Here is a 23,054-nt window from a genome sequence, read left to right as displayed (position 1 = left end):
TCAGCGAGGCGCTCTGCGAGGAGGATCAGGTGCGTGTGGACGGTGGCGCCCCAGCCGGACAGTGACCTTTCGGGTGGTTTGGCGCTGATATCTGTCTCCGCGATGCGCCGTTGGTCGTAGGTTCGCTCGCGTGATGGCCGGCCGGTAGAGGGTGTGGTGTGAGGTGGCCAGTGCCGTTCCTGGAGGGCACCGCGCGGTGGGGCGCGGCAGCGCCCGATCTGTTGCTGGATGGTCCGACTCCCTTGGCCTGGCCGACCTCGCCGACCTCTACCGCGGCTTCAGTAGCTGTGGGGAGAGCCTGAGTCTTGGGGCGGGCTGGACTGACCGGTGGACAGCGACCTGGCGCTTGGGCCGTACGCCGGTGGCGTGCACAGTGCGGAACCTGGGCGAGATCGATTTGGCGCGAAGCCGTCCGGTACGCCGCTTCACCTGGCGAACGGGACAGTGGCACCGACCAGGGCTTGAGTACCTGGTCAGTACCGGCCGACACCACGGCTTCGAGAGTTTCGAGGAGGAACTGCTCCTCCTCGTGGCGGACTTTGCGGCTGGGCTGGTCGAGGCGCTGGCCCAGCCGTTTCGCTTGCGCTTCCTGACCCCGGGCGGACCGGTGGAGCACACTCCGGACTTCCTGCTGCTGACCAGGTCCGGTCCGCAGCTGGTCGACGTCCGCCCGGCGGGACGGATCCGGCCGCGCGACGAGGTGAACTTCGCGGCCTCGGCCGAGGCCGCGCTGGCAGCCGGTTGGGACTACAGCGTGGTGACCGGCTGGCGGGACCACGTGGTGAGCATCGTCGACAGCCTCTCGGCCGCACGGCGGGAGATGACTGACCCGCTCCATCTGCAGGAGCAACTGCTGCGGGCCGTCGAGCCCGGCATGCTCTCGTTCGGTGAGCTGACGGACCGGAGCAGCTATCCGGTTCTGGCACGGGCCCACGTACTGCACCTGCTGTGGCACCGGCGCCTGGGCGTGGAGATGTCGGCTCCTCTGGGTAACGGCAGCATGGTCCGACTGGCACCGGGCGAGCGCCTCCATGGTGGTGAGTGGTGACAACAGCCACCGCGGTGTCCTGGGCCCTGTCGAACGGGGTCGAGCTGATCATCGACGGCGTCGAGTGGACGGTGGAGGCGTTCGAACCTCAGCTGGGCAAAGTGGTCCTGACCCGGGAGGAAGGAACCCCGTGGTCCACCTCCGTCCGGCACCTCATGCACCACCCTGGTTGCCGTCCCTCCACTCGCACGCGCAAGGACCTGCCGTCCGCGAGCCGGGGCCGCCAGCCCAAGGCGATGACGGACCTGACACCCGGAAAGCGCGCACTCGTCCTGCTGCGGATGGCGCACCTGCTGGAAGTCGAAACCGGTTTTCGAAGCGGCGACCCGAACGTGGCGGCGCCGGGGGAGCCGCGCCCCGCCTACGACCCCGAGACCACGACGCTGACACAGCGTCGGCTGGCGAAGGCGCAGGAACTCCGCACCGCCGCGGAGCAGGACCCTCACCAGGCTGCCGCACTGGGTCTGAAGCGGGTCGGCTACCGGACACTGATCCGCTGGGACACCGATCGGCGCCGCTTCGGTGCGGTGGGTTGCGCGGACGACCGGTGGCTGCGCGAGGCGACCGGCCGGAAGATTTCACCCGCTGTACGGGAGGCCCTGTTCGCCGTTCGTGCCGAGACGCTCCACCGTTCCAAGCTCAGCGCGAGGGACCGCGAGCGTCTGATCCACCAGTACGTCCGGGAGACCTTCGGGCCGGACGAGCCCATCCCGAGCTACGAGACCCTGCGGATCGTGTGGCGGGAGTGGTTCGGCTCCACGGGCGCGCGGCAGCGCTACCAGCGATCCGCCGCCCGGGTCCAGGAAGTGACGACAGGCCGGCACGTCGTGGTGCACCGGCCCGGCCAGGTGGTGGCGCTGGACACCACCGTCCTGCCGGTGAAGGTCCGCGAGGACGTCTTCGGCGAGGCGGTGTCCGTCCACCTGACCCTGGCCCTGGATGTGTACACGCATTCGATCGTGGCGTTCCGCCTCACCCTCGTCTCCGACACCTCGGTCGACGTGGCGATGGTGCTGCGGGACGTGATGATGCCGCTGCCGATGCGCCCGGACTGGGGCGAGGAGATGGAGTGGGCCTACCCCGGAGTCCCGGCCACCCTGGTGGCAGACTTCGCCGGGCACCAGGTCGCCGGCCTTCCGTTCTTCGCCCCCGAGACGGTCACCACAGACCACGGCTCGGTGTACAAGAACCACCACCTGATCGAGGTGCAGCGGGTGATCGGGGCGAACATCCGCCCGGCCCGTGTCCTTCGGCCCACCGACAAGCAGGCGGTGGAGCGGGCGTTCGGCGCGATCCAGTCGCTGCTGTTTCGGATCCTGCCGGGCTACCAGGGTGTGGACAGTGCCGACCGGGGCGTGGACCCGGAGGGCGACGCCGTGCTGACGGTGGCCCAGATGGAACACCTGATCGCCACCTGGGTCGTCGGGGTGTGGCAGAACCGGCGATTCGGGTCGTACGCGCCGAGCTGGGACCCGGCCGGCGACCACAGCCCGAACAGCCTGTTCGCGGCGTCGATGGTCCAGGGCGGCTTCGCCTTGAAGATCCCGCTGGCCGAGCTGTACTACCAGCTGCTGCCCACCCACCGCGTGATGATCCACGGCAAGCGCGGCGTGAAGATCAAGAACCTCTGGTACGACGGTACCGCGCTCGACGCCTACCGGGGCGTGCTCTCCACGCGCGGTGGCGTGTCCAAGAACAAGTACGTCTTCCACCGCGATCCGCGCGATCCGTGCTTCGTGTTCTTCCAGGACCCGCGCACCCACGACTGGCACACCCTGCGCTGGACCGGGCTGCCGCCCGAGGGCGAGGTGCCCGCGTTCAGCGACGCCCGGGTGCGCGAGGCGCTGCGCGAGGTCCGCAGCCGCGGCCTGGCCCCCAAGTCGGACGCAGAACTGCTGCCGCTGCTGCTGGAGCTGATCGGCGGCACCGTCCCCGTCGACCAGTGGCCGACCCGGCTGACCCGGGCCCAGCGCATCGAGCACGCCCGCGAGATGGCCCAGTCGGCCGCAGCGGCAGCCGACCGTCCGGCAAGCTCGACGACGGTCCCGGCGCCCGGCGGTGAAGGGCGGGTGAACGCGAGCGGGGCGGACAACGTGGTCGCCCTGCGCTGGCCAGAGCGGGCCCGACAGGGACAGGGCGCGGTGGACGACGAACGCCGCCGTCGCCGCGAACATGCCGTAGGGGAGAGGCCCGCACCACCTCCGGCGCTCGGCCGGCGCCTGCGCGAGAGCAGCCTTCTCGTCCTGCCGGACGAACAGGACGGCGATGAAGCGGAGGCAGACCTGTGAGCCACCATCCCGACAGCCCCACACCCTCGGCAGCCCCGGCGTCGTTCCTGCCCGGCCCGCCGCTGGACCGCACTCGCTGGGAGGGCTGGCAGCGCCACCGCCGGACCCGCGACAGCTTTGTCCCGGCCCCGGTCCTCTCCGCGGCCGAGTACGCGCGCATGAGCCCGCGCCGGCGCCGCATCCACGACCTGCACCGCCTGGCGACCCACAGCAGTCTGCCCGTGCAGGCCACCCCGATGAGCGAGGCCGTGGCCTGGCTGGTCCGCGCGCGAATCGAGGACGGCGCGTTCAGCCACAAGTCGGGCACCCGGACCGGCGTCATGGTCAACGGTGGCGGAGCCCAGGGGAAGACCGAGACGGTGTGCGAGGCGCTGGCAGCCTTCGAGGACGAGTGGCTGATGCTCAACCAGCAGATCAATCCGGACGCGATGCCCGGCACACGCGACCTCCTCGCGCCCGTCGCCTACGTGCGCTGCCCGGTCAAGGCCACCCCGATCTCCACCTGCCAGCGCATCCTCGACTTCTACGGCGAGGACCACAAGGGCATGCGACTGGAGGACCTGGTCCGCACCGTGGGCACGGCGATCGTCGAGCACGCCACCAAGGTCCTGGCGATCGACGACATCACCAGACTCAAGCTCCACCGCGAGGCGGACCAGGACGTCCTCGACCTGATCCGCGAGATGATGAGCATGCCGGTCACCCTGATCCTCGTCGGCGTCGGCATCCCCACCTCCGGGCTCCTGCGCGACGGCCGACGCGACCCCGCGACGAAGCAGTGGCTCTTCCCACCCGTCAGGGACCGCGGTCGCAGCCCCAACACCCACGCCGCCGGCCAGCACGAACGCCGCTTCGAACTGATCGACCTCGACCCGTTCAGCTACGACACCCCCGAGCAGATCGCCGCCTGGACCGCGCACCTCAGCGGCCTGGAAGGCAGCCTGCGGCTGCTGAACGACGCCGAGGGCATGCTCACCGGCGGTGGCATGCCCGAGTACCTGTTCCGCCGGACCAACGGAGTGGTCGGCCTGCTGGAGAAGCTCATCCAGACCGGCTGCCGCCACGCCATTCAGAGCGGCGGCGAACGGCTGAGCATCGACGTACTGAACCGGTGCACCCTCAGCCCCACCGACCTGCCCGACCTCGACGCCGCCTCGGGCGAACAACCCACGATCCCACCCACCCCGAAGACAGGCGCGAAGCGGAACCCAGGGCGCAACACTGTCTTCGACGACGACGGCCCGGCCACGGAGTCCACAGGGTGAGCACCACCGGCTCCCGGAGCCTGGCCCGAAGCCTCGAACCGCTGGCCGAGGAGTCACTCCCGGGCTACCTCCTACGCCTGGCCCACCGACTCGGCCGCACCCCGGCCCGCCTCGCCCAGCTCACCAGGCTGTCCACGGAGCCACGCGGCCGGGCCGTCCGGCTGCCCGCCCACCTGCTGGTCTCGCTTCGCCCGGACACTACCGAGGCGTTCGCCAGTGCCACGAGGCTGTCCCTGCCAGAGGTCGAGGCACTGGGACTTCGGCAGTACAGCGACGTCTACCCGCCGCTTTCCGACGCCGGGCTCCAGGACGGGCGCATCCTGCAGAACCCCTGGGCATTCTCCGCCTCGACCAGGTTCTGCCCGACCTGCCTGGACGGGGACGGCAGCCCCGTGCAGCGCCTGCTCGGAGGCGCCTGGCAGCGCCAGTGGCACCTGCCCGTCAGTTTCGCCTGCACCCGCCACCGGCGACTGCTGGAGGACAGCTGCCCCACCTGCCACCAGCCGGTGAACGCCCCCTTCCTAGGCCGCGCCGGCCTCATCCCGAACCTGGGTACGGACAACCTGCACCCGCTGCAGTGCCGCAACCACCCGCCTGGGGAAGCCCCAACGGACAGGCGCAAGCCGAGGCCGCCCTGCGCGGCCCGCTTCACCACCGCACACAACTCCGTCCCCGCAGCGGACCTGGCCCCGTACCTGGCCCTGCAGGAACGCATCCGGGAGCGCCTGTCCACGGACTCCGCCCACCCTGACGGGCCCTCGTACTTCAACGACCTGGTCGCCGTCGCCAAAATGATCACGATCTCCTGGCCCGCAGCAGCACTCAGCCGGCCGAGGACGTCACCGATGGACAACGCACTGGCCGAACACATCACCACGCTCCAGGACCAGGCCGCCAGACGGCCCGCCGGCCAGCACGGGCTCACGATGATCGGACCGCCGCCGACGGCCGCTGCCTGCAGCGCGCTCCTGCTGCGGGCCGAGCAACTGCTCGCCGACCGCAACCCGCAACAGCTCCGGGCGGCCGTCCATCCCCTGGCCGCCGCAGCCGGCGAGCGCGAACCGCTGAGATTCGCCGGTGTCCTCCGCCGCCAGCCGATGTCCGAGTCCCTCACCCGAGCACTCTCCAGCCAGGACAGGGCATTCCTGGCAGCCGGACGCCGCAAGCACGCCCGGGTCCGCCTCCTGGTGCCCTCCCGCGAAGCCACCCGCTACACCCCGACCGAGGTTCCCCAGATCATCCCGACGCCCTGGCACGAGCGCCACCTCAAAGCCTTCACCGTCCAGCTACGCGCTCCCAGCCGCGCCAACGGCAAGCACGTACGGCGGGCCGCAGCGCTGAAGCTCGTCGAGATGACAGCGGGCGGCACCTGGGCCGACTGCGCGAGGACCCTCGACATGTCCCGCGGATACGCCAGCACCTCCCTGGACCTGCTGCGGGACCGCTGCCCCGGCGACGCGACCTGGCAGCTGTTCCGGTCAGGGGTGGAAGCCATCGCCGCCGAACTCGAAGCCAACCCTGACCGAGTCGACTACGCCCGCCGCCGTCGCACGCTCTCCGCGTGGATCATCCCCCAGGAGCACTGGTCCGATCTGATTCACGGACTGGCCGGCAGCCTCGCCTGCGCCCAGGTCCGAACGGCGGCCTCCGTTCTCGTGTGGACACAGGTCACCGAAGGCGAGGCCCAACTGAGCCCGCTGATGCGAGAAGGCGGCACCGGCCTGCGGGTAGCCGACTACGCCGAGATCGGCCGCGAGATCAACCAACTCCTCTACCTCACCGTCAGGAGCCAGAGGGTGCTGCGCGAGCGGCTCGCGCCGTACGCCGCCCAGGTCGCAGCCAGCTGTGACCACAGCCCAGGCTCCACCACGGATTCGACGCCGGCCCCGCGGTAGATGGCTGTCCGCGAAAGCTGCCGCTCCCCGGCACACTCGACCGTCACGCCGCAGCGTAGCTGGCCTGCAGGAGCGGAGCCGCCCGGTCCAGGTCCTTAGCCGAGGCGATCCTCAACTCGAGCGAACCGCTGCCGTGATGGCCGATATCGGTGACGTCCCGGCTGAACCCGGCCTCCAACGCGATCGACTTCGGATCGACCCGCAGGAACACCAATAGCGCGTCAGCCGCCGGCAACACCTTCACGCAAGCGAAGTTGGTTCTGTGCCGGTAGGCGATGTACTGCCGGAGCTCGACACTGTGGCCGTCGCCCAAGGCGAGCAGGCGAGCGTCGAGATCGGCATACAGCTGCTGCAGGGCCGACGAGGAACGCTCGATCGCTTCACGGACCGTCCTGCGCCCCGAGCCGCCGGCGGCACGGCCGGTTCCGTCAGTGTCGCTCCTGGCCGCCGAACTTGGAGCGCTGGACACCGAGGCGTACAGCTCCAGGGCCAGCATGCCGCCGTCGAAGCGCTGGTAGCGGACGAGGTCGATCCGGCGGCTCATCTCGCCGATCGCGTGTACGTCGTAGCGGCTGTACCCGGACGCGACGCAGATGATCCGCGGACTGCTCCAGTCGACACCGTCGGCAGCTTCCGCCCCGAACCGGCGAGCCACCAGGGCCTCGAACTCGGCCTTGTGGTCCCGCAACCAGGCAGAATAGAACAACGCCTGGTTGATCACGTTCTCGCTCCGCGAGCGCTTGTACTCGACCACCACCGGACTGCCGTCCTCGTCCAGCCCCAGCGAGTCGATGCGGCCACCGTGGACCGGCCCGGTTGAATGCTCCGAGGCCAGGAACCGCACCCCGAGCATGCTCTCCATGTTCTGCTCGATCAGGCTCTGAAGATGGCGCTCCAGCTCTACCTCCGAGCCGACAATCTCCTCAGCAGTCCCATCGCCAACCCGAAACAGGCGCAGACCCGTCATTTCTCCCCCAAGAGCCCAGCGATCATGGTGACAGTCATCGTCGGTATGTGTCATCTATCGCCGGTAGTCGCACGCCACCAGGGACTCGAAGCTGTGCCGGTGGTCGCGCAGCCAAGACAGGTAGAACAGACCCTGGTTGATCACGTTCTCGTCCCGTGACCTCTTGTACTCGATCACCGTCGGGGAGCCGTCCTCGTCCAGGGCGAGGGAGTCGATACGCCCACCGTGCACTGGGCCGGTCGAGACCTCGGTGTCCAGGAAGCGTACGCCGAGCATGGCCGACATGTTCCGCTCGATATAGGACTGCAGGTGCCGCTCAAGGGCAACCGTGGACCCGGTGATCTCCACGGCTCGGTCGTGGTCGGTGCGAAAGATCTTCAGCGTCACGGTCCCCCCTTGACCTGTCCTCCGCCTGGCCGACCCGAGCGGGGATGAAGAGCAAGGTATATGCCCAAAAATGTGATACCTAGGACATGTTGCGCATCTCTCAATGTCCGTTGGTGGGGAATAGAGCCAGATGTGCGACTGGACGGGCAGCTCGGCAGGGAGCACGACTGACAATCCGCCCCGACCCCGGTGAGACGATCACCCACGCCTTCGCGGTCACCAACCGCCGCCAGGACGGCAGCTCCACTGACCTCGACACCACCGCCAGCGTCACCGTGAGCGACACGATCCCGGCCGGTACCACCTTCGTTCCCCGTCTCCAACCCCGACTGCACGGTGAGCGGGCAGACCGTCACCTGCACCGTGCGCGACCTGCCCCGCTGCGTCCACATCGACGTCCGCCCGCCCGAAACCCGGCACCGAGTCACCTCAGACACGGACGGCGGCAAGCATGAGACGTGGGCCTGCTCAGGGAAGCCGCGCGAGGGGCGGGCGACGCCACCACACTTCTCCTGCTCGACACCTGCGATGAAGGCAAGACCAGGGAGATCCAACTGGCCACGTTCGGCTCCCTCGACGTGGCCAGAGACTGGCTGGACGAGCGGACCTCTCCACTCGTCCCGGCAGCCTACAAAGTCTGGTCGTCGCTGACGGGCTGGACTGGCAGCACGACAGCAGCGGCGTCCCTGGCCGCCTGGAGGGCGTTGGCGAGGGCCTCGCTCACCCAAGCGGCGGACGCGTTCAGCGAAGCGATCTCCTCTGCGCCGACCTGGACCGTAGCGGTCTCGGCAACCGGCGCTGGCGGGGTGGGTGTAGGTGTGCCATACGGCGTCGGACAGGTGGGCGCGGGCGGTGTCCTGGTCACTTGAAGCGGCGGGACTGGAATCGGAGCAGCAGCGACCGTTCCAGTCTCCGGCTCTCTGCTGACGGGCTGTCGATCGCGGTGGTCGCCGGAGGCGTGGCGGCGGCAGGGGGTGTCGGCGATAGGCGTCACCCGGGTGGCCTGCGGGGCTGCAGAATTTCCCGAAAGTGTCTGTGGGGTGGCGCACTTGCTTTGGCGTGCAACTGTTTGACCGGCTCGAACAGCGGCTCCTAGGGTTGACTTTGTGGAGAGAGCGGGGGGATCTCGGCAGGTGCCGCGCCTCGAAGATGGCCGATGCGATCGGGTGACAACCGGTCGGGCCTCATGCCCTCCTGAACGGACGTTGCGAGTCAAGCATCAGGGGGAAATGTGACGAGTACGCCTGTCAATGATCCGGCCGCCGTTATCACCGTGCCCGCAGGGCCGAAACCGCCGTCCGGGCAGGCGGAGAGAAAACCGTCGAGCGGGGAAATCGAGAGCATGCTGCTGGAGGCCCGCCGGCTCGTCGAGTTCGCCGTCGACCGGCACCGCAGCGAAGGACGACTGCTGACCGCCCTGGGGCCGGCGGAGGGTGCGGAGACCGCCGAGCATTTGGTGGCTTCGGCCACCCGCTCCCTCGCCGTGGTGCTCTCGGGGCACCACGACGAGGAGATCACCCGACTCGTCTCCTGCCTGGGCCGGGCCGCGGCGCGCGGGGTGGACGTCCGGCTTCTCGCCGGGGTCGGCCTGTTGGAGAACCGGCTGCTCCTCGAACGGCTAGACAAGTACGCCGCGGGTGTCGAAGTCCGTCTGGTGGGAGCGGCGTTGCAGGACATGGTGCTTGCCGACGGCCTGGTGAGCGTCGTCTGGTCGCGTGCCGCCGGGCGGTCCCGGGAGGCGGTCCTGATTCGGGCCCCGGCCGTCCTGCGCAATCTGCGCACCCTGTTCATGACCTCCTGGAACGGCAGCGCCCCGCTCGCCGACCACCGCCGCCTGAGCGACCGGACCCGCAGCGCCCTGGCCCGGCGGATCCTGCTGGCACTCAGCTCGGGGCGCACCGACGAGGTCGCCGCCCGGGAACTCGGCATGTCCGTGCGCACCTACCGGCGGAACGTCGCCGAGATCACCCGCGAACTCGGCGCGAACTCGCGATTCCAGGCCGGTGCCCGCGCCATGGAACTCGGCCTGCTGCCGCCGGTGACGGCCGAAAGCCACCCCACCCGCGCGGCCGGATGAATGGCAGCTTGCTGTAGCGCTCCTTGCCGCGGAAAGGTCGAGGAATGTACGAATTCTGGTGCCCCCCGATCCGCGCCCGCCCGCTCCCTGCGAGGAATGACATCCGGTGAACAGCGTGATGATTGAAGCGACAGACGTGAGCCGGTCCTTCGGCAGCACGCAGGCACTCGGCGGAGTCAGTTTCGGGATAGCGAAAGGCGAGGTGCTCTGCCTGCTCGGGCACAACGGAGCGGGCAAGAGCACCCTCGTCAGCATTCTGTCCACCGCGCTGCCCCCCACGTCGGGTACGGCCAGGGTCGCCGGGTACGACGTGGTGCGGGAGGCCCGCGAGGTCCGCCGCCGGATCGGGCTGACCGGTCAGTTCGCCGCCGTGGACGAGAGCCTGTCCGGTCGGGAGAACCTGGTGCTCGTCGCCAGGCTGCTCGGTGCGAGCCGGGCCGAGGCCCGCGGCCGGGCCGACGAGCTGCTGGAGACCTTCAGCCTCACCGGCGCGGCCGACCGGACGGCGGGGACGTACTCGGGCGGGATGCGCCGCCGCCTCGACCTCGCCAGCAGCTTCGTCGGCCACCCGCAGGTGCTCTTCCTCGACGAACCCACCACCGGGCTCGACCCGGTCAGCCGCGGCGGCCTCTGGGACCTGGTGCGCTCCAGCGTGGCCAAGGGCACCACCGTGCTGCTGACCACCCAGTACCTCGAAGAGGCCGAGCAGTTGGCCGACCGGGTCATCGTGCTCGGCCAGGGCCGGACCATCGCCGACGGCACCGTCGCCGAGCTCAAGGGCCGGCTGGGCGGCAGCACCGTCCGGGCGCAGCTCGCCGAACCGGTCCGGACGGCCGCCGCCCTCGACGCGCTGCGCCGGGCCGGGCTGGAGGCCCGCGCGGGCGAGGCGGACGGCGCGGTCGTCGTCCCCGTCGGCGAGTCCGCCGCGCTGGCCGTGGTCGTCCGCGCCCTGGACGAGGCCGACCTGGGCATCACTGGGATCACGCTGACCGAGCCGACCCTCGACGACGTCTACCTGGCCCTGGCCGAAGGCGCCACGCCGCTGCCCGAGCGGCCCGGCCCCCGGACTGGCGTCCCGGTCCCCTCCTGATGGCCGGCTCCCGGCCGCGGGCCGCGCCGACCGGGAGGCCGCACCCGTGAACCTGTTGATCCTCTACCAGCTCGCACACCCAACCCCTGTCCTCGTCGGCCCGCCCCGGGATGCCGGACCGGGCACGCCGGTCCCCACCGAATCCCCTGGGAGCTCCCATGACGGTGCCCACCGCGACGTACCACTCGATCACCGAAGCACAGATGATCCCGCGCCTCGTCCGGCTCGGCCCCAACCTGTACGGCGCCGTCTTCACCCTGATGAAGCTGCTGCCGGCCCACTACATCCTCCAGCGGGCCGAACAGCGCGGTGAACTCGGCGACGGCCCCGTCGTCGAGACCACCTCGGGCACCTTCGGCCTCGCCCTGGCCATGCAGTGCGCCCTGATGGAGCGTGAGCTGATCCTGGTCAGCGACCCGGCGATCGACCCCAACCTGTACCGCAGGCTGACCGACCTCGGCGCCCGGGTCGAGATCTGCCGGGACCCGGCACCCGTCGGCGGCTACCAGGAGGCCCGGCTGCGCCGTCTGGCCGAGATCCGCGCCGAACTGCCCGAGTCCTTCTGCCCCGAGCAGTACAGCAACCCCGACAACCCCCGCTCGTACGGGGTGGTGGCCGAGATGCTGCACCGCACCCTCGGGGACGTCGACTGCGTCGTCGGACCGGTCGGCTCCGGCGGTTCGATGTGCGGCACCGTCCGCGGCCTGCGCGAGCACACCCCGCAGACCCTGGCGATCGGCGTCGACAGCCACCGCAGCGTGCTGTTCGGCCAGCCCGACGGGCCGCGCGGCCTGCGCGGGCTCGGCAACAGCCTCTGGCCGGCCAACCTCGACCACGGCGTCTTCGACGAGATCCACTGGTGCGACGCGGCCGAGGCGTACGCCCAGACCCGGGCCCTGCACGCCCGGCACGCCGTCTTCCAGGGCCCGACGAGCGGCGCCGCCCACCTGGTCGCCCGCTGGTGGGCCGACCGCCACCCGGACCGGCTGTGCGTGGTGATGCTGCCCGACGAGGGGTACCGCTACCAGGCGACCGTGTACGACGACAGCTGGCTCGCCGACAACGGCCTGCTGCTGGACGCCCCGCCCGTCGAGCCGGTCACCGTCGACTCCCCCGCCGAGGCCGGGCCGGGGTGGAGCCGCTTCGACTGGGCCCGCCGCGCCTACGACGAGGTGCCCGGGACCGTCGCCCGCACCGGCCGTCCGCTGCCCGAGCGGGCCCTGTCGTGAGCGGCACCGGACGCCTCACCCGGACCCTCGGCGCGCGGACCCGGCGCGTGGTGTACGGGGAGTCCGGGCCGGCGGACGTCCGCCGGGAACTGGGCGCCACCAGCACCGTCGACCTGGCGCACGTGGTGATGCTCACCGAGAGCGGACTGCTGCCGCGCGACGCGGCCGCCGCCCTGCTGAGCCGGATCACCGCCCTGCGCGCCGACGGCTTCCGCGAGCTGTACGACCTGCCGGCCCCGCGCGGCCTCTACCTGATGTACGAGGGCCACCTGGTCGCCGAACTCGGCCCGGAGGTGGGCGGCAAGCTGCACACCGGCCGGTCCCGCAACGACATCAAGGCCACCATCACCGCCCTGCGGCTGCGCGCCGAACTGACCACGCTGCTCGGCGAGGTGCTGCGGCTCCAGGCGGTCCTGCTGGCCCGGGCCCGCGCCCACCGCGGCGTGGTCATGCCGGTCTACACCCACTTCCAGCCCGCGATGCCGGTCAGCTACGGCTACTACCTGGCCGGGATCGCGACCGCGCTCGACCGGGACGTCGAGGCCCTGCAGCAGGTCCTCGACCAGCTCGACCGGTGCCCGCTGGGCGCCGGGGCGGTGGCCGGCACCGACCTGCCCATCGACCCGGCCCGCACCGCCGAACTGCTGGGGTTCGCGGACGGCCCGCTGCACGCCACGGACGCCGTGGCCGCCCGCGACACGATGCTGCGCGCGGTCGCGGCGGCCGCCTCGGTCGCCCTGACGCTCAGCCGGCTGGCCACCGACCTCCAGCTGTGGAGCACCCAGGAGTTCGGCTTCGTCGAGTTCCCGGAGCGGTTGGTCGGCGGCAGCTCCGCGATGCCGCAGAAGCGCAACGCCTTCCTGCTGGAGCACGTCAAGGCCAAGGCCGGGCTTGCGGTCGGCGCCTGGACGGCGGCGGCCTCCACGATGAAGTCGGCGCCCTTCACCAACTCCATCGAGGTGGGCACCGAGGCGGTCGCCGCGGGGTGGCCCGCGCTGGCCGCCGTCCGGGACTCGGTGCTGCTCGGCCAGGCCCTGGTGGGCGGCGCCCGTCCCGTCCCGGCACGGATGGCGGAGCGGGCCCGGGAGGGCTTCGTCACCGCGACCGTGGTCGCCAACCGGCTGGTGGCCCGGGGCGTGCCCTTCCGCACCGCGCACCACGTCGTCGGCGAGGCGGTGCGGGAGGCCGTCGAGGCCGGGGCCACCGAGCTGGCCGCGATCCGCCTGCCCGACGGCACGGCCGCCGACTCGGCCGAACTCCCCACGCTGCGCGAGGTGGTGGACGACCACGACCGCGGCGGCGGGCCGGGCGAGTGCGACCGGACAGTACGGGTGCTGCGGGAGCGGTTGGCCGGGCACTGCGACCGGCTCGCCGCGCAGCGGGCCCGGACCGAGCAGGGGCAGCGGCGGCTGGCCGAGGCGGTGGCGGCACTGACCGGCTCGGCCGCCCCCGCGGCACCGGCCGCGAACGCAGACGCGAACGCAGAGGCAGACGCTGACAGAGACGGAACGGAGAGTGCGCCGTGAGCGCGACGGCAGGACAGTACGACGGCGCGGACGAACAGCGGCCCGGCGGGCCGTGGTTCGCGCTCCTGGAGAGCAACACCACAGGGACCGGACGGGAGTTCTGCGCGGCGGCCCGCGCCAGGGGACTGCGCCCGGTCCTGCTGACCCGGGACCCGGACCGCTACCCCTACGCGGCCGAGGACCGGATCGCCATTCGGCTGCTGGACACCGGCGACACGGACGCCGTCCTCACCTGCTGCGCCGAACTCGCCGCGGACGGCGCCGGGTTGGCGGGGATCGCGTCCAGCTCCGAGTACTTCGTCGCGCCCGCCGCGCGCACCGCCCGCAAGCTCGGGCTGCCCGCCGCCGACGGGGACGCCATCGTCCGCTGCCGCGACAAGGAGCACCAGCGGTCCGCGCTCGCGGCCGCCGGTGTGGCGGTGCCCGCCTTCGCCGCCGCGGCCGAGGTGTCCGAGGCGGTACGGGCGGCCGACGCGATCGGCCACCCCGTCGTCCTCAAGCCGGTCAGCGGCTCAGGTTCGGTCGGGGTCCGGCTCTGCCGGGACGCCGCCGAGGTCCGGGCCTGGGCGGCGGAGCTGCTGGCCCGGGCCACCGACGAGCGCGGCACCCCGGTCGCGGCCCGGATCCTGGTCGAGGCGGCCGTGCACGGGCCGGAGTTCTCCGTCGAGACCTTCGACGACACCGTGGTGACCGTCGTCGCCAAACACACCGGCGCCGAACCGTACTTCGTGGAGACCGGGCACGACGTGCCCGCGCCGGTGCCCGCCGCGACCGCCGCCGCACTCGGCGACACCGCGTTGCGGGCCCTCGCCGCGCTCGGCCTCGGCTGGGGCGCCGCCCACACCGAACTGCGGCTGACCGACGCCGGGCCGGTGGTGATCGAGGTCAACCCGCGGCTGGCCGGCGGGATGATCCCGGTCGCCGTCCGGGCCGCGCTCGGCACCGACCTGGTGGACGCGGTGATCGCCCGCGCGGCCGGTCTGCCCGCCGGTCCGTCCGCCGACGGTGCCGGACACGCGGCGATCCGCTTCCTGCCAGCCGACCGCGAGGGCGTGGTCGCCCGTGTCGGCGGACTCCCGGACGCCGGGGCGGCACCCGGCGTGGTGGCGGTCACGTCCGCCGCCGCCGAGGGCCGGACGGTACGGATCACGCACTCGTTCCAGGACCGGCTGGCCTGCGTGGTCGCCACCGGAACGAACGCGCACGAGGCAGCACAGCGCGCGGCGACCGCCGCGCGGCTGATCAGGATCGAGCTGGCGGAGCCGGCGACGCCGGGGCGAGGAGTCGGGGGCCGATGACGGAGCACGCGGACAACCAGGCGTACACCAGGGTCCCCCGGTGGACCGCGCCAACCGCCCGGGAGGAGGGCGGCGCGGTCCACGACACCCGGATCGCCGAGGACCTCACCCGGAGCCTGGAACGCCGGGCCGCCGAGCTGGGGGCCGGGCTGCCTACCCTGCTGACCGCCGCCCACGCCCGGGTGCTCGCGATGGTGGCGGCCGAGCGCGCGCTGCTCGTCGGATACCTGCCGCCGGGCGGCGGCGGGCCGGTCCGGCCGCTGCGCCTGGCCGTCGAGAACTCCACCTGGGTGGAGCTCGTGGCGCGGACGGCCGACGCCCTGGCCGGTCCGGCGACCGAGGGGGCGGCTGTCGCCGAGGGCCGCCCGGAGGTGGTCCTGGACCTGTCGGGCCTCGCCGCCGACGGCGCCGCCCCGGAGCCCCCCGGCGCCGCGCCCGGCACCCCGGCCGCGGCGCTCGCCGACGGCGCCGTGCTGGTTGTGGCGTGGCACCGCGAAGGGCCGGGCCTCACCCTGCGCCTGCGGTACGACCGCGCCGCGCTCGACGCGAGCCACGCCCAGCGCCTGGCCGGCTACCACCTGACGGCGCTGGGCAACCTGGCGGCCGGCCCCGGGGAGCGGCACGGCCGGCAGAGCCTGCTGTCGGACCGCGAGGTCGAGAGGCAGCTCTACGGCCTGGCCGGGCCGCGCGCCGAACTGCCCGACCGCACCTTCGTGGACCTCTTCGAGGAGCGGGCGCGGGCCGTGCCCGACGCCGTCGCGGCCGAGCACGCGGGGGAGCGCTGGACCTACCGGCAGCTGGACGAGCGGGCCAACCGGATCGCGCACGCCCTGGTCGGCGCCGGTGCCGCCGCCGAGGACGTGGTCGCCGTTGTTATGGGCCGCACCCTGGACTGGCTCGCCGCCGCCCTCGGCGTGTTCAAGGCCGGCGGCGTTTACCTGCCCGTCCGCCCCGACTTCCCGGTGGACCGGGTGGCGACCCAGTTCGAGCGCAGCGAGTGCCGGTTCGTCCTGACCGGACCGGGCAGCGAGACCCTGGCCCGGGAGGCGTCCGACGCCGTCGCGCGGCCGCCCGTCGCCCTGTCAGTGCCGGGGATCCGGACCAGCCCCGACCTCTCCACCGCCCCGACCGGGGTGGCGGTGACACCCGGGCAGGCGGCCTACATCTACTTCACCTCCGGCTCGACCGGCGCCCCCAAGGGCGCGGTGTGCGAGCACGCGGGCATGCTCAACCACCTCTTCATGAAGATCGAGGACATGGAGCTGGTCGGTGGGGACGACGAGGTCGTCACCCAGACCGCCTCGCAGTGCTTCGACATCTCGCTGTGGCAGTTCGCCGCCCCGCTCCTGGTCGGCGGCACCGTGCGGATCGTGGACACCGACACCCAGCTCGACGTCGCCGGCTTCCTCGACGAGATCTCCGACGGCCGCGTCACCGTGATCCAGATCGTCCCGTCCTACCTGGAGGTGCTGCTGACCCACCTGGCCCAGCACCCGCGCCCGCTCGGCCAGCTGCGCATGGTCTCGGTCACCGGGGAGGCGCTCAAGTACGAGCTCGTCCAGCGCTGGTTCGCGGCCTACCCGGGGATCGGCCTGGTCAACGCCTACGGCGCCACCGAGGTCTCCGACGACACCATGCACGAGGTGCTGCGCGGGCTGCCCGACCGGGACTTCGTGACGGTCGGCCGCTCGCTGCGCAACGTCAACACGTACGTGCTCGACGAGAACCTGGCCCTGGTGCCGCTCGGCTCGCCCGGCGAGATCGCCTTCTCCGGCGTGTGCGTCGGCCGCGGCTACATCAACGACGAGGAGCGCACCCGGCAGGCCTTCGTCCCCGACCCGTTCCGGCCCAACACCCGGATGTACCGGACCGGTGACTTCGGCCGGTGGCTGCCCGAGGGCCGGATCGAGTACCTGGGCCGGCGGGACGAGCAGGTCAAGATCCGCGGCTTCCGGATCGAGATCGGCGAGATCGAGAACAAGCTGCTGGCGATGCCCGGTGTGCGGGAGGCCGCGGTCGTCATCGACGGCGGCGCCGGCGACCTGCGCAACCTCGTCGCGTTCTTCGCGGGCGACGAGGACCTGCCGGCCGAGCGCGTCCGCGACTTCCTGGCCACCCTGCTGCCCGACTACATGGTGCCCACCTACTTCCACCAGGTGGAGCGGCTGCCGCTGACCGAGAACGGCAAGATCGACAAGAAGGGCCTGGTCCGGATCGCCGGGACCCTGGGTCACGGCGGCGCCCCCTACGCGGCCCCCAGCACCCCCTCCGAACAGCGGCTGGCCATGCTGTGGGCCGAGGTGCTCGGCGTACCGCTGGAGCGGATCGGACGGGCCGACAGCTTCTTCGACCTCGGCGGCACGTCGCTGGCCGCCGTGCGGCTGCTGGTCCACCTGGACCGGGCGCTGTCCCTGAAGGACCTCGTCGGGCGTCCCGTCCTCGCCGACCTGGCCGCCGCCCTGGACGCCCGGGGCCGCGGCGACACCGCCCCGGCGGCGACCGGGCTGCTGCAGCCGCTGTCGGCCGCCCGCGCCCCGCACCACACCCTGGTCTGCTTCCCCTACGCGGGCGGCAACGCCGTCAACTTCCGTTCGCTGGCCGCCGAGTTGGAGCGGGACGGCTTCGCCGTCGAGGCGGTGGAGCTCCCCGGGCACGACTTCCCCGGCCACGGCCCCGACGCGGCCGGCGACGGCGAGGACGAGGCGATGCCGGACGTCCCGGAGCTCGCCCGGCGGGTCCGGGACGAGATCATCGAGCGGATCACCACCCCGGTCCTGATCTGGGGGCACTGCGCCGGCGCCGCGGCGGCGCTGGAGACGGCCCGCCTCCTGGAGGAGGCCGGCCGGCCGGTCGAGCGGGTCTTCGTCGGCGCCCTCCTGCTGGAGGACACCGAGGCGCTGCGCGCCGAGATGGCCGAGGTGTCCGCCGCCGACAACCAGGCCCTGCTGGCCCACCTGCGCGCCGACAACGCCTACGTGGAGCTGGACGCGCTCAAGCCGGAGCGGGCCGGCGTGGTGGGCCGGGCCTACCGGCACGACGTGCTGACCGCCAACCGGCAGCTGATCCGCCTGCGGGAGGACGGCGCGCGGTACCGGCTGGACGCGCCGGTGGACGTCGTGGTCGCCCGGGACGACGCCTCCACCGCCGGTTTCGAGGCCGCCCACGGCGACTGGAAGGCGGTCTCCGACCGGGTCGAGCTGCGCGAGCTCGCCAAGGGCGGCCACTACTTCATCAGCACCCGGCCGGGGGAGACCGCCGACGTGGTGCGGCGCGTCGGCCGGCAGCCCGAGCGGTGGGACGAGGAGGACGCCAGGTGACAGCCGAGATCATCACCCCGGCGCCCGGCCGGGCGCGCGCCGCCGGGGCGGGCACCGGGGCCGCCGCCGGGGTGAGCACCGGGGTCAGCACCGGGGTCAGCACCGCCTTCGGCACCTTCGGCGAGCTGCTCCAGGGCGTCCTGCCCGAGGAGGACGGCGACTTCCTGGTCACCCTGCCGGTCGCCCGCTGGGCGATGGCCAGGTTCGAGCCCGACCCGGACTCCGACCAGCTCCGGGTCTGGCCGCCGCACAAGAAGAAGGCCCTCCGGCTCACCTCGATGATCATGGAGGACGCCGGGCGGCCGGCCGGCGGCCTGCTGAAGATCCACAGCACCCTGCCCGAGGGCAAGGGCCTGGCCAGCTCCTCGGCGGACCTGGTGGCCACCGCCCGGGCCGTGGCCAACGCCCTGGACGAGGCCATGCCGCCGCGCCGCATCGAGTCCTACCTCGCCCGGATCGAACCGACCGACGGCGTGCTCTATCCCTCGATCGTGGCCTTCCACCACCGCACCGTGCGGCTGCGGGCCCGGCTGGGGTCGCTGCCGTCGATGGCGGTGGTCAGCGGCGACGAGGGCGGCGCGGTGGACACGGTTTCCTTCAACGCGATCCCCAAGCCGTTCACCGCAGCCGACAAACGGGAGTACGTGCGGCTGCTGGACCGGATCACCGGTGCCGTCGCCCGCCGGGACCTCGCCGAGGCCGGGCGGGTCGCGACGGCCAGCGCCCGGATGAACCAGGTGCTGCGCCACAAGTGGTCGCTGGAGGGGATGATCGGCATCTGCCGCGAGGTCGGCGGCCTGGGCGTGGTGGTCGGCCACAGCGGTACCACGCTCGGCATCCTGCTCGACACGGCCTCGCCGGACTGCCCGGCACAGCTCGCGGCGGCCGCCCAGGCCTGCCAGGACCTGGTCGGCAACGTCACCGTTTACCGCACGCTCAGCTTCGACTGACCGCGGGGCCGCACAGTGGAGCGGGGCCGCACCCGGGTGTTCCGGGTGCGGCCCCGCTGCCACGTGCGGACGGCGCCGGCGGCTCAGGGACGGAACGGCTCGCCCAGCCCGACGACGATCTCCCGCTCGCCCCGGTACGGCTCGCGGCTGTGCGCCGTACGGACGTTGTCGACCACCAGCAGGTCGCCCCGCTGCCAGGGCTCGCGCACCGTGTGGCGCTCGTAGACCTCGTTGATCGAGTCCACCGTGGCGGCGTCCAGCGGCGTCCCGTCGCCGTGGAAGGTGTTGAACGGCAGCCCCTCGGGGCCGAATTCGGCGACCAGGAACTCCCGCACCTCGGGGGCCATCGTCCACTCGTTGAGGAAGGCGATCTGGTTGAACCAGCAGCGCTCGCCGGTGTCCGGGTGGGCGAGGACCGCGGGCCGGGTCTGCACGGTGCGCAGGGCCCCGTCGGAGTCCCAGCGCGTCTCGATGCCGTTGGCCGCGCAGTAGCGGTCGACCTCGGCGCGGTCGGCGCTGCCGAACGCGTCCTGCCAGCCGATGCCGACGAACGGGTTGTAGTGCCGGGTCAGCCGCCAGCCGTGCCGTTCGAACCGCTCGACCAGGGCGGCCGGCAGGTCCTCCAGGACCAGCCGGGCATCCGCGAGCGCCGTCACCCCGCCGCTCGTCGGCGGCGTGACGCAGGCGAAGGCGAGCAGGCGCGGCGCCCGGGCCGCGTAACTCATCTCGTGGTGCATGCACATGGGTTGGTCGGCCGGCCAGTGCGAGGAGGAGTACACGCCGGGGGCCGGGCACGGGTCGCGCGGGGCGAACCCCTCGCGTTCGGCCAGGCCCTCGCCGAGGACCTCGGCCACCACGGCGGCGGCCCGGTCCCGGCTGCCCAGGTCCAGCCCGCGGACCAGGACGGCGCCGTGCCCGGCCACCAGCTCGCGAATCTCCGCACGGTGGCGCGCCGTCCAGGCCTCGGCGGCGGTGCCCGGGTCGGGCGCCGCGTCCAGGCGGACCAGCGGCCGTGTTCGCAGTTCGGTCATGGGGTGCTCCGTTTCGTGGAGGTCCGAGGACGTCCGGACACTTGGGGGACGTCCGGTACCAGGGGGGCGTCCGGTACAAGGGGGGAGGGGAGGGGCCGCGGCGGGTCAGGCCACCGGGCGGCGGAACGCCCGTACGGCGGCGGCGGATCCGACCACCGCGACGAGCACGCTGGTGCCCAGGGCGGCCCACACCCGGGTGCCCAGCGGCAGGTCGAGGGCGAGCGCCCGGTTCGCGTCCATCGCGTACGACAGCGGGTTGAGCCTCGCCAGCAGCTGGAGCCAGCCCGGCAGCCGGTCCGCCGGGACGAACGCGCTGGACGCGAACATCAGCGGGAACGTCACCAGGTAGCCGGCGCTCTGCATGGACTCCGCGTTGCGCAGCCAGGCGGCCAGGGCGAGGAAGATCCAGGTCATCGCCCACACCACCGCGCAGGTCAGCAGCAGGGCGGCCAGCAGTCCGAGCGGGCCGCCGGCCGGATCGGCGTCCAGCACCACGACGGCCACCACCAGCAGGATCACCAACTGCACGGCGGTGCGCAGCAGGTCGGCGAGGCTGCGGGCGATCAGCAGCAGCGGCACGTGGATCGGCAGCGTCCGCAGCCGGGCCACCGCGCCGTTGTCCATGTCCCGGACCAGCCCGATGCCCGAGGCCACCGCGGGGCCGATCCCGGTGGTCACCAGGAGTGCCGGGAGCAGGTAGTCGAGGTAGCCGACCCGCGCCGGCAGGTGTCCGCGGTCGACGATGTTGCCGAAGACCTGGCTGAGCAGCAGCATGAACACCGGCTGGAGCATGCTCAGGACCATCGCCCGACGGTGCGCCAGATGGGCCCGGATCGAGCGGCCGGTGAGGATCAGCAGCTGCGCGGGCACGCTGCTGCCCTGCCAGAGCGTCCCGGCGGAGCGGCTCGGCAGCAGGGTGGTGGCGGTCATCGGGTGCCTCCTGGGTCATAGGTCCGCTGGACCCGGGTCAGCGCGGTCAGCAGGTCGGCGGAGGTCAGCTTCCGGGCGCCGGCCACGGCGGTACCGGTCAGCGGCAGCCGTCCGGTGTCCGACCAGCGCAGCCGCCCATCGGTGTCGATGAAGCTCCTGGTCCGCCCCGCGTTGTCCGGGTGCAGGCAGAACGGAATGTCGAGCAGGCCGCGCCGGAAGGCCAGCAGCAGCGCCTCGCCGATGTCGTCGTGCAGCGCCAGCACGGTGTGGACCAGGGCGCGGGCCTCGGCGTACACCTCGGAGTCCACCCCGGCGCCGGCCGCCGGGCGGACGGCGGTGCGCGCCGCCCGCGCGGCGGTCTCCAGCGCCTCCACGTTGTCGGCGATGGTGGGGATGCGGTGGGCCTCGGCGGCGGTCTTGACGATCAGCCGGGCCGCGCCCGACTCGACCGCCAGCCGCGCCGCCGCCTCCAGCAGCCGCAGCGCGCCGCTCCGGGAGGCGGGGTACACCCCCATGTAGGCGTAGACGACCAGGTGCCGGTCGATGCCCGGCAGCAGTTCGTCGGCCAGCGCGTCCAGGGCGGCCACCGCCTCCCGGTCCTGCTCCGGACTGGTCTGCTGGGCATAGCTCAGGGAGACGCTGCGCAGGCCGTGCCGGGCGAAGAACACGCCCTCCAGGACGCTCAGCGCCACCAGCACCGAGGGCGGGCACAACTGCCCGAGCATGCAGCCGCCGAAGCTCTCCAGGTGCGGCACCCGGCCGTCGGTCCCCGCCCGGGCGAGCATGCCGCAGACGGTCCGCCAGCCGGCCACCGCCTCGCTCAGCGGGGTGCGGCTGTACGGCAGGCAGTACGAGACCGGGCCGCCCTCGGTGGCGTCGAGCCCCAGGGACAGCAGGGCGGCCACGATGTGCTCCGGGCGCGCGGAGCCGTGCCGCACCTGCACGGGGAAGTCGGCGCCGTGGATGCCGTCCAGCACCGTGCGCGACACGGCGGGGGCGTGGGTGCAGATCGGGTAGCCGTTGAGCGGGACGCCCTCGGTGACGGCCAGCCGGGCCGCCGCCAGGTCGTTGACCCGGGTGTAGCTGTCCAGGGTCAGGGTGCCGACCGTGACGGCCTCCGCCGCCCTGGTCCGCTCCAGGCCCTCGCGCATCAGCCGCGGATCGCTGAAGCCCATCCGCGGCTGCACCACGAGCTCGCCCCGCGCGTGCGCGCGGGCGACGAAGCCGCCGAACGACGGCGGAGTCACGACACGGCTCGGTACGGCGTCCGGGCGGCCAGGGCGCGGAACGCGGGCAGTTCTCCGTCGTCGAAGACCCGGTCGTAGCCGGCCGCCGTGAGCCGGCGGATCATGCCGACGTTGCGCAGGCCGTCGGTGACGAGCTTGCCGCCGATGACGACGGTGGTCGCGGCCAGTTCGGGCCGCGACCGCAGCGCCCGGATCAGCCGCAGGCCGTCGTTGAAGCCGTGGCCGTTGACGCTGCTGACCACCACGAGCCCGGGCTGCAGCTCCAGGCAGGAGCGCACCACCAGGTCGTCGGGCGGGCACGGGCCCAGGTTCGCCACGGTGTGGCCGATTTCCTCCAGGACGAGCTGGAGGTAGACGAGATTCCAGGTGTGGGCGTCGGATGAGGTGTCGGTCAGCAGCACGGAAGGGGATTCCCTACCGGGTGAGGAATTCATGGGTCCAGGTGTCGAATTCATGGGAGTTCCGGTCTCGGGAGAACCGGCGTATTCCGGCGCCAGGACCGGTACGCC

Annotated in this window: 18 protein-coding genes and 1 pseudogene; 13 read left to right on the top strand and 6 right to left on the bottom strand. The window is 72.5% G+C overall.

Annotated features, from left to right (window positions below; translation table 11 throughout):
* Nucleotides 1–373 precede the first annotated feature (373 nt).
* From ACIQOW_RS20910 to ACIQOW_RS20895, 4 genes are read left to right on the top strand one after another with little or no spacing between them, the layout of a single operon-like run.
* Entirely contained in the window at nucleotides 374–1,048 is a 675-nt protein-coding gene (locus ACIQOW_RS20910; RefSeq protein WP_401087090.1) for a TnsA-like heteromeric transposase endonuclease subunit, read from the top strand.
* Nucleotides 1,045–3,336 (top strand): transposase, encoded by a 2,292-nt coding sequence (locus ACIQOW_RS20905; protein WP_401087088.1) that lies wholly within the window; start codon nucleotides 1,045–1,047, stop codon nucleotides 3,334–3,336. Before ACIQOW_RS20910 ends, ACIQOW_RS20905 begins: the two co-directional genes overlap by 4 nt.
* A complete protein-coding gene (locus tag ACIQOW_RS20900) occupies nucleotides 3,333–4,601 on the top strand; it encodes an AAA family ATPase (protein WP_401087087.1) in 1,269 nt (422 codons plus the stop codon). Before ACIQOW_RS20905 ends, ACIQOW_RS20900 begins: the two co-directional genes overlap by 4 nt.
* A complete protein-coding gene (locus ACIQOW_RS20895) occupies nucleotides 4,598–6,496 on the top strand; it encodes a TniQ family protein (RefSeq protein ID WP_401087085.1) in 1,899 nt (632 codons plus the stop codon). Before ACIQOW_RS20900 ends, ACIQOW_RS20895 begins: the two co-directional genes overlap by 4 nt.
* Nucleotides 6,497–6,539: 43 nt before the next feature.
* Here ACIQOW_RS20895 and ACIQOW_RS20890 read toward each other — a convergent pair whose 3' ends face one another.
* Complete coding sequence (locus ACIQOW_RS20890; protein WP_401087084.1) at nucleotides 6,540–7,517, bottom strand: transporter; 978 nt, start codon at nucleotides 7,515–7,517, stop codon at nucleotides 6,540–6,542.
* Nucleotides 7,518–7,538: 21 nt separating this feature from the next.
* Nucleotides 7,539–7,805, bottom strand: a pseudogene (locus ACIQOW_RS20885) (transporter); the annotation flags it as partial.
* A gap of 131 nt (nucleotides 7,806–7,936) precedes the next feature.
* Here ACIQOW_RS20885 and ACIQOW_RS20880 point away from each other — a divergent pair.
* From ACIQOW_RS20880 to ACIQOW_RS20840, 9 genes are all read left to right on the top strand, one after another.
* Nucleotides 7,937–8,305, top strand: coding sequence for a DUF11 domain-containing protein (locus tag ACIQOW_RS20880; RefSeq protein WP_401087082.1), 369 nt, complete (start codon nucleotides 7,937–7,939; stop codon nucleotides 8,303–8,305).
* A 3-nt stretch (nucleotides 8,306–8,308) separates the two neighbouring features.
* Nucleotides 8,309–8,719, top strand: coding sequence for a hypothetical protein (locus tag ACIQOW_RS20875; RefSeq protein ID WP_401087081.1), 411 nt, complete (start codon nucleotides 8,309–8,311; stop codon nucleotides 8,717–8,719).
* Nucleotides 8,720–9,192: 473 nt separating this feature from the next.
* On the top strand, nucleotides 9,193–9,927 hold the full coding sequence (locus ACIQOW_RS20870; protein WP_401087079.1) for a LuxR family transcriptional regulator: 735 nt from the start codon (nucleotides 9,193–9,195) through the stop codon (nucleotides 9,925–9,927).
* Between the two features lie 118 nt (nucleotides 9,928–10,045).
* Complete coding sequence (locus ACIQOW_RS20865) at nucleotides 10,046–11,017, top strand: ATP-binding cassette domain-containing protein (RefSeq protein ID WP_401087077.1); 972 nt, start codon at nucleotides 10,046–10,048, stop codon at nucleotides 11,015–11,017.
* Between the two features lie 158 nt (nucleotides 11,018–11,175).
* Nucleotides 11,176–12,246: a cysteine synthase family protein gene (locus ACIQOW_RS20860; protein WP_401087075.1), complete on the top strand. Its 1,071-nt coding sequence runs from the start codon at nucleotides 11,176–11,178 to the stop codon at nucleotides 12,244–12,246.
* The gene (gene argH, locus ACIQOW_RS20855) at nucleotides 12,243–13,772 is read left to right on the top strand and encodes an argininosuccinate lyase (RefSeq protein WP_401087073.1); all 1,530 of its coding nucleotides are present in this window, start codon (nucleotides 12,243–12,245) and stop codon (nucleotides 13,770–13,772) included. The genes ACIQOW_RS20860 and argH overlap by 4 nt, the downstream gene beginning before the upstream one ends.
* Nucleotides 13,769–15,070, top strand: a complete 1,302-nt coding sequence (locus ACIQOW_RS20850; RefSeq protein ID WP_401087071.1) for an ATP-grasp domain-containing protein — start codon at nucleotides 13,769–13,771, stop codon at nucleotides 15,068–15,070. The genes argH and ACIQOW_RS20850 overlap by 4 nt, the downstream gene beginning before the upstream one ends.
* Complete coding sequence (locus tag ACIQOW_RS20845; protein WP_401087069.1) at nucleotides 15,067–18,387, top strand: amino acid adenylation domain-containing protein; 3,321 nt, start codon at nucleotides 15,067–15,069, stop codon at nucleotides 18,385–18,387. The genes ACIQOW_RS20850 and ACIQOW_RS20845 overlap by 4 nt, the downstream gene beginning before the upstream one ends.
* Nucleotides 18,384–19,337 carry a kinase gene (locus ACIQOW_RS20840; protein ID WP_401087067.1) on the top strand — a complete coding sequence of 318 codons (954 nt, stop codon included), beginning with the start codon at nucleotides 18,384–18,386 and terminating at the stop codon, nucleotides 19,335–19,337. Before ACIQOW_RS20845 ends, ACIQOW_RS20840 begins: the two co-directional genes overlap by 4 nt.
* An 83-nt stretch (nucleotides 19,338–19,420) precedes the next feature.
* Here ACIQOW_RS20840 and ACIQOW_RS20835 read toward each other — a convergent pair whose 3' ends face one another.
* From ACIQOW_RS20835 to ACIQOW_RS20820, 4 genes are all read right to left on the bottom strand, one after another.
* Nucleotides 19,421–20,368: a TauD/TfdA family dioxygenase gene (locus ACIQOW_RS20835; RefSeq protein WP_401087065.1), complete on the bottom strand. Its 948-nt coding sequence runs from the start codon at nucleotides 20,366–20,368 to the stop codon at nucleotides 19,421–19,423.
* 105 nt (nucleotides 20,369–20,473) lie between these two features.
* Nucleotides 20,474–21,298 (bottom strand): ABC transporter permease, encoded by an 825-nt coding sequence (locus tag ACIQOW_RS20830; protein WP_401087064.1) that lies wholly within the window; start codon nucleotides 21,296–21,298, stop codon nucleotides 20,474–20,476.
* Complete coding sequence (locus ACIQOW_RS20825; protein ID WP_401087062.1) at nucleotides 21,295–22,545, bottom strand: methylaspartate mutase; 1,251 nt, start codon at nucleotides 22,543–22,545, stop codon at nucleotides 21,295–21,297. Before ACIQOW_RS20825 ends, ACIQOW_RS20830 begins: the two co-directional genes overlap by 4 nt.
* On the bottom strand, nucleotides 22,542–22,946 hold the full coding sequence (locus tag ACIQOW_RS20820; RefSeq protein ID WP_401087060.1) for a cobalamin B12-binding domain-containing protein: 405 nt from the start codon (nucleotides 22,944–22,946) through the stop codon (nucleotides 22,542–22,544). Before ACIQOW_RS20820 ends, ACIQOW_RS20825 begins: the two co-directional genes overlap by 4 nt.
* Nucleotides 22,947–23,054: the final 108 nt, after the last annotated feature.

Origin of the sequence: Kitasatospora sp. NPDC091335, from assembly GCF_044757205.1 — a bacterium.
Lineage (GTDB): Bacteria > Actinomycetota > Actinomycetes > Streptomycetales > Streptomycetaceae > Kitasatospora.
The sequence above is the reverse complement of the archived record's forward strand: the minus strand, read 5'-3'. Positions and strand labels throughout refer to the sequence as shown.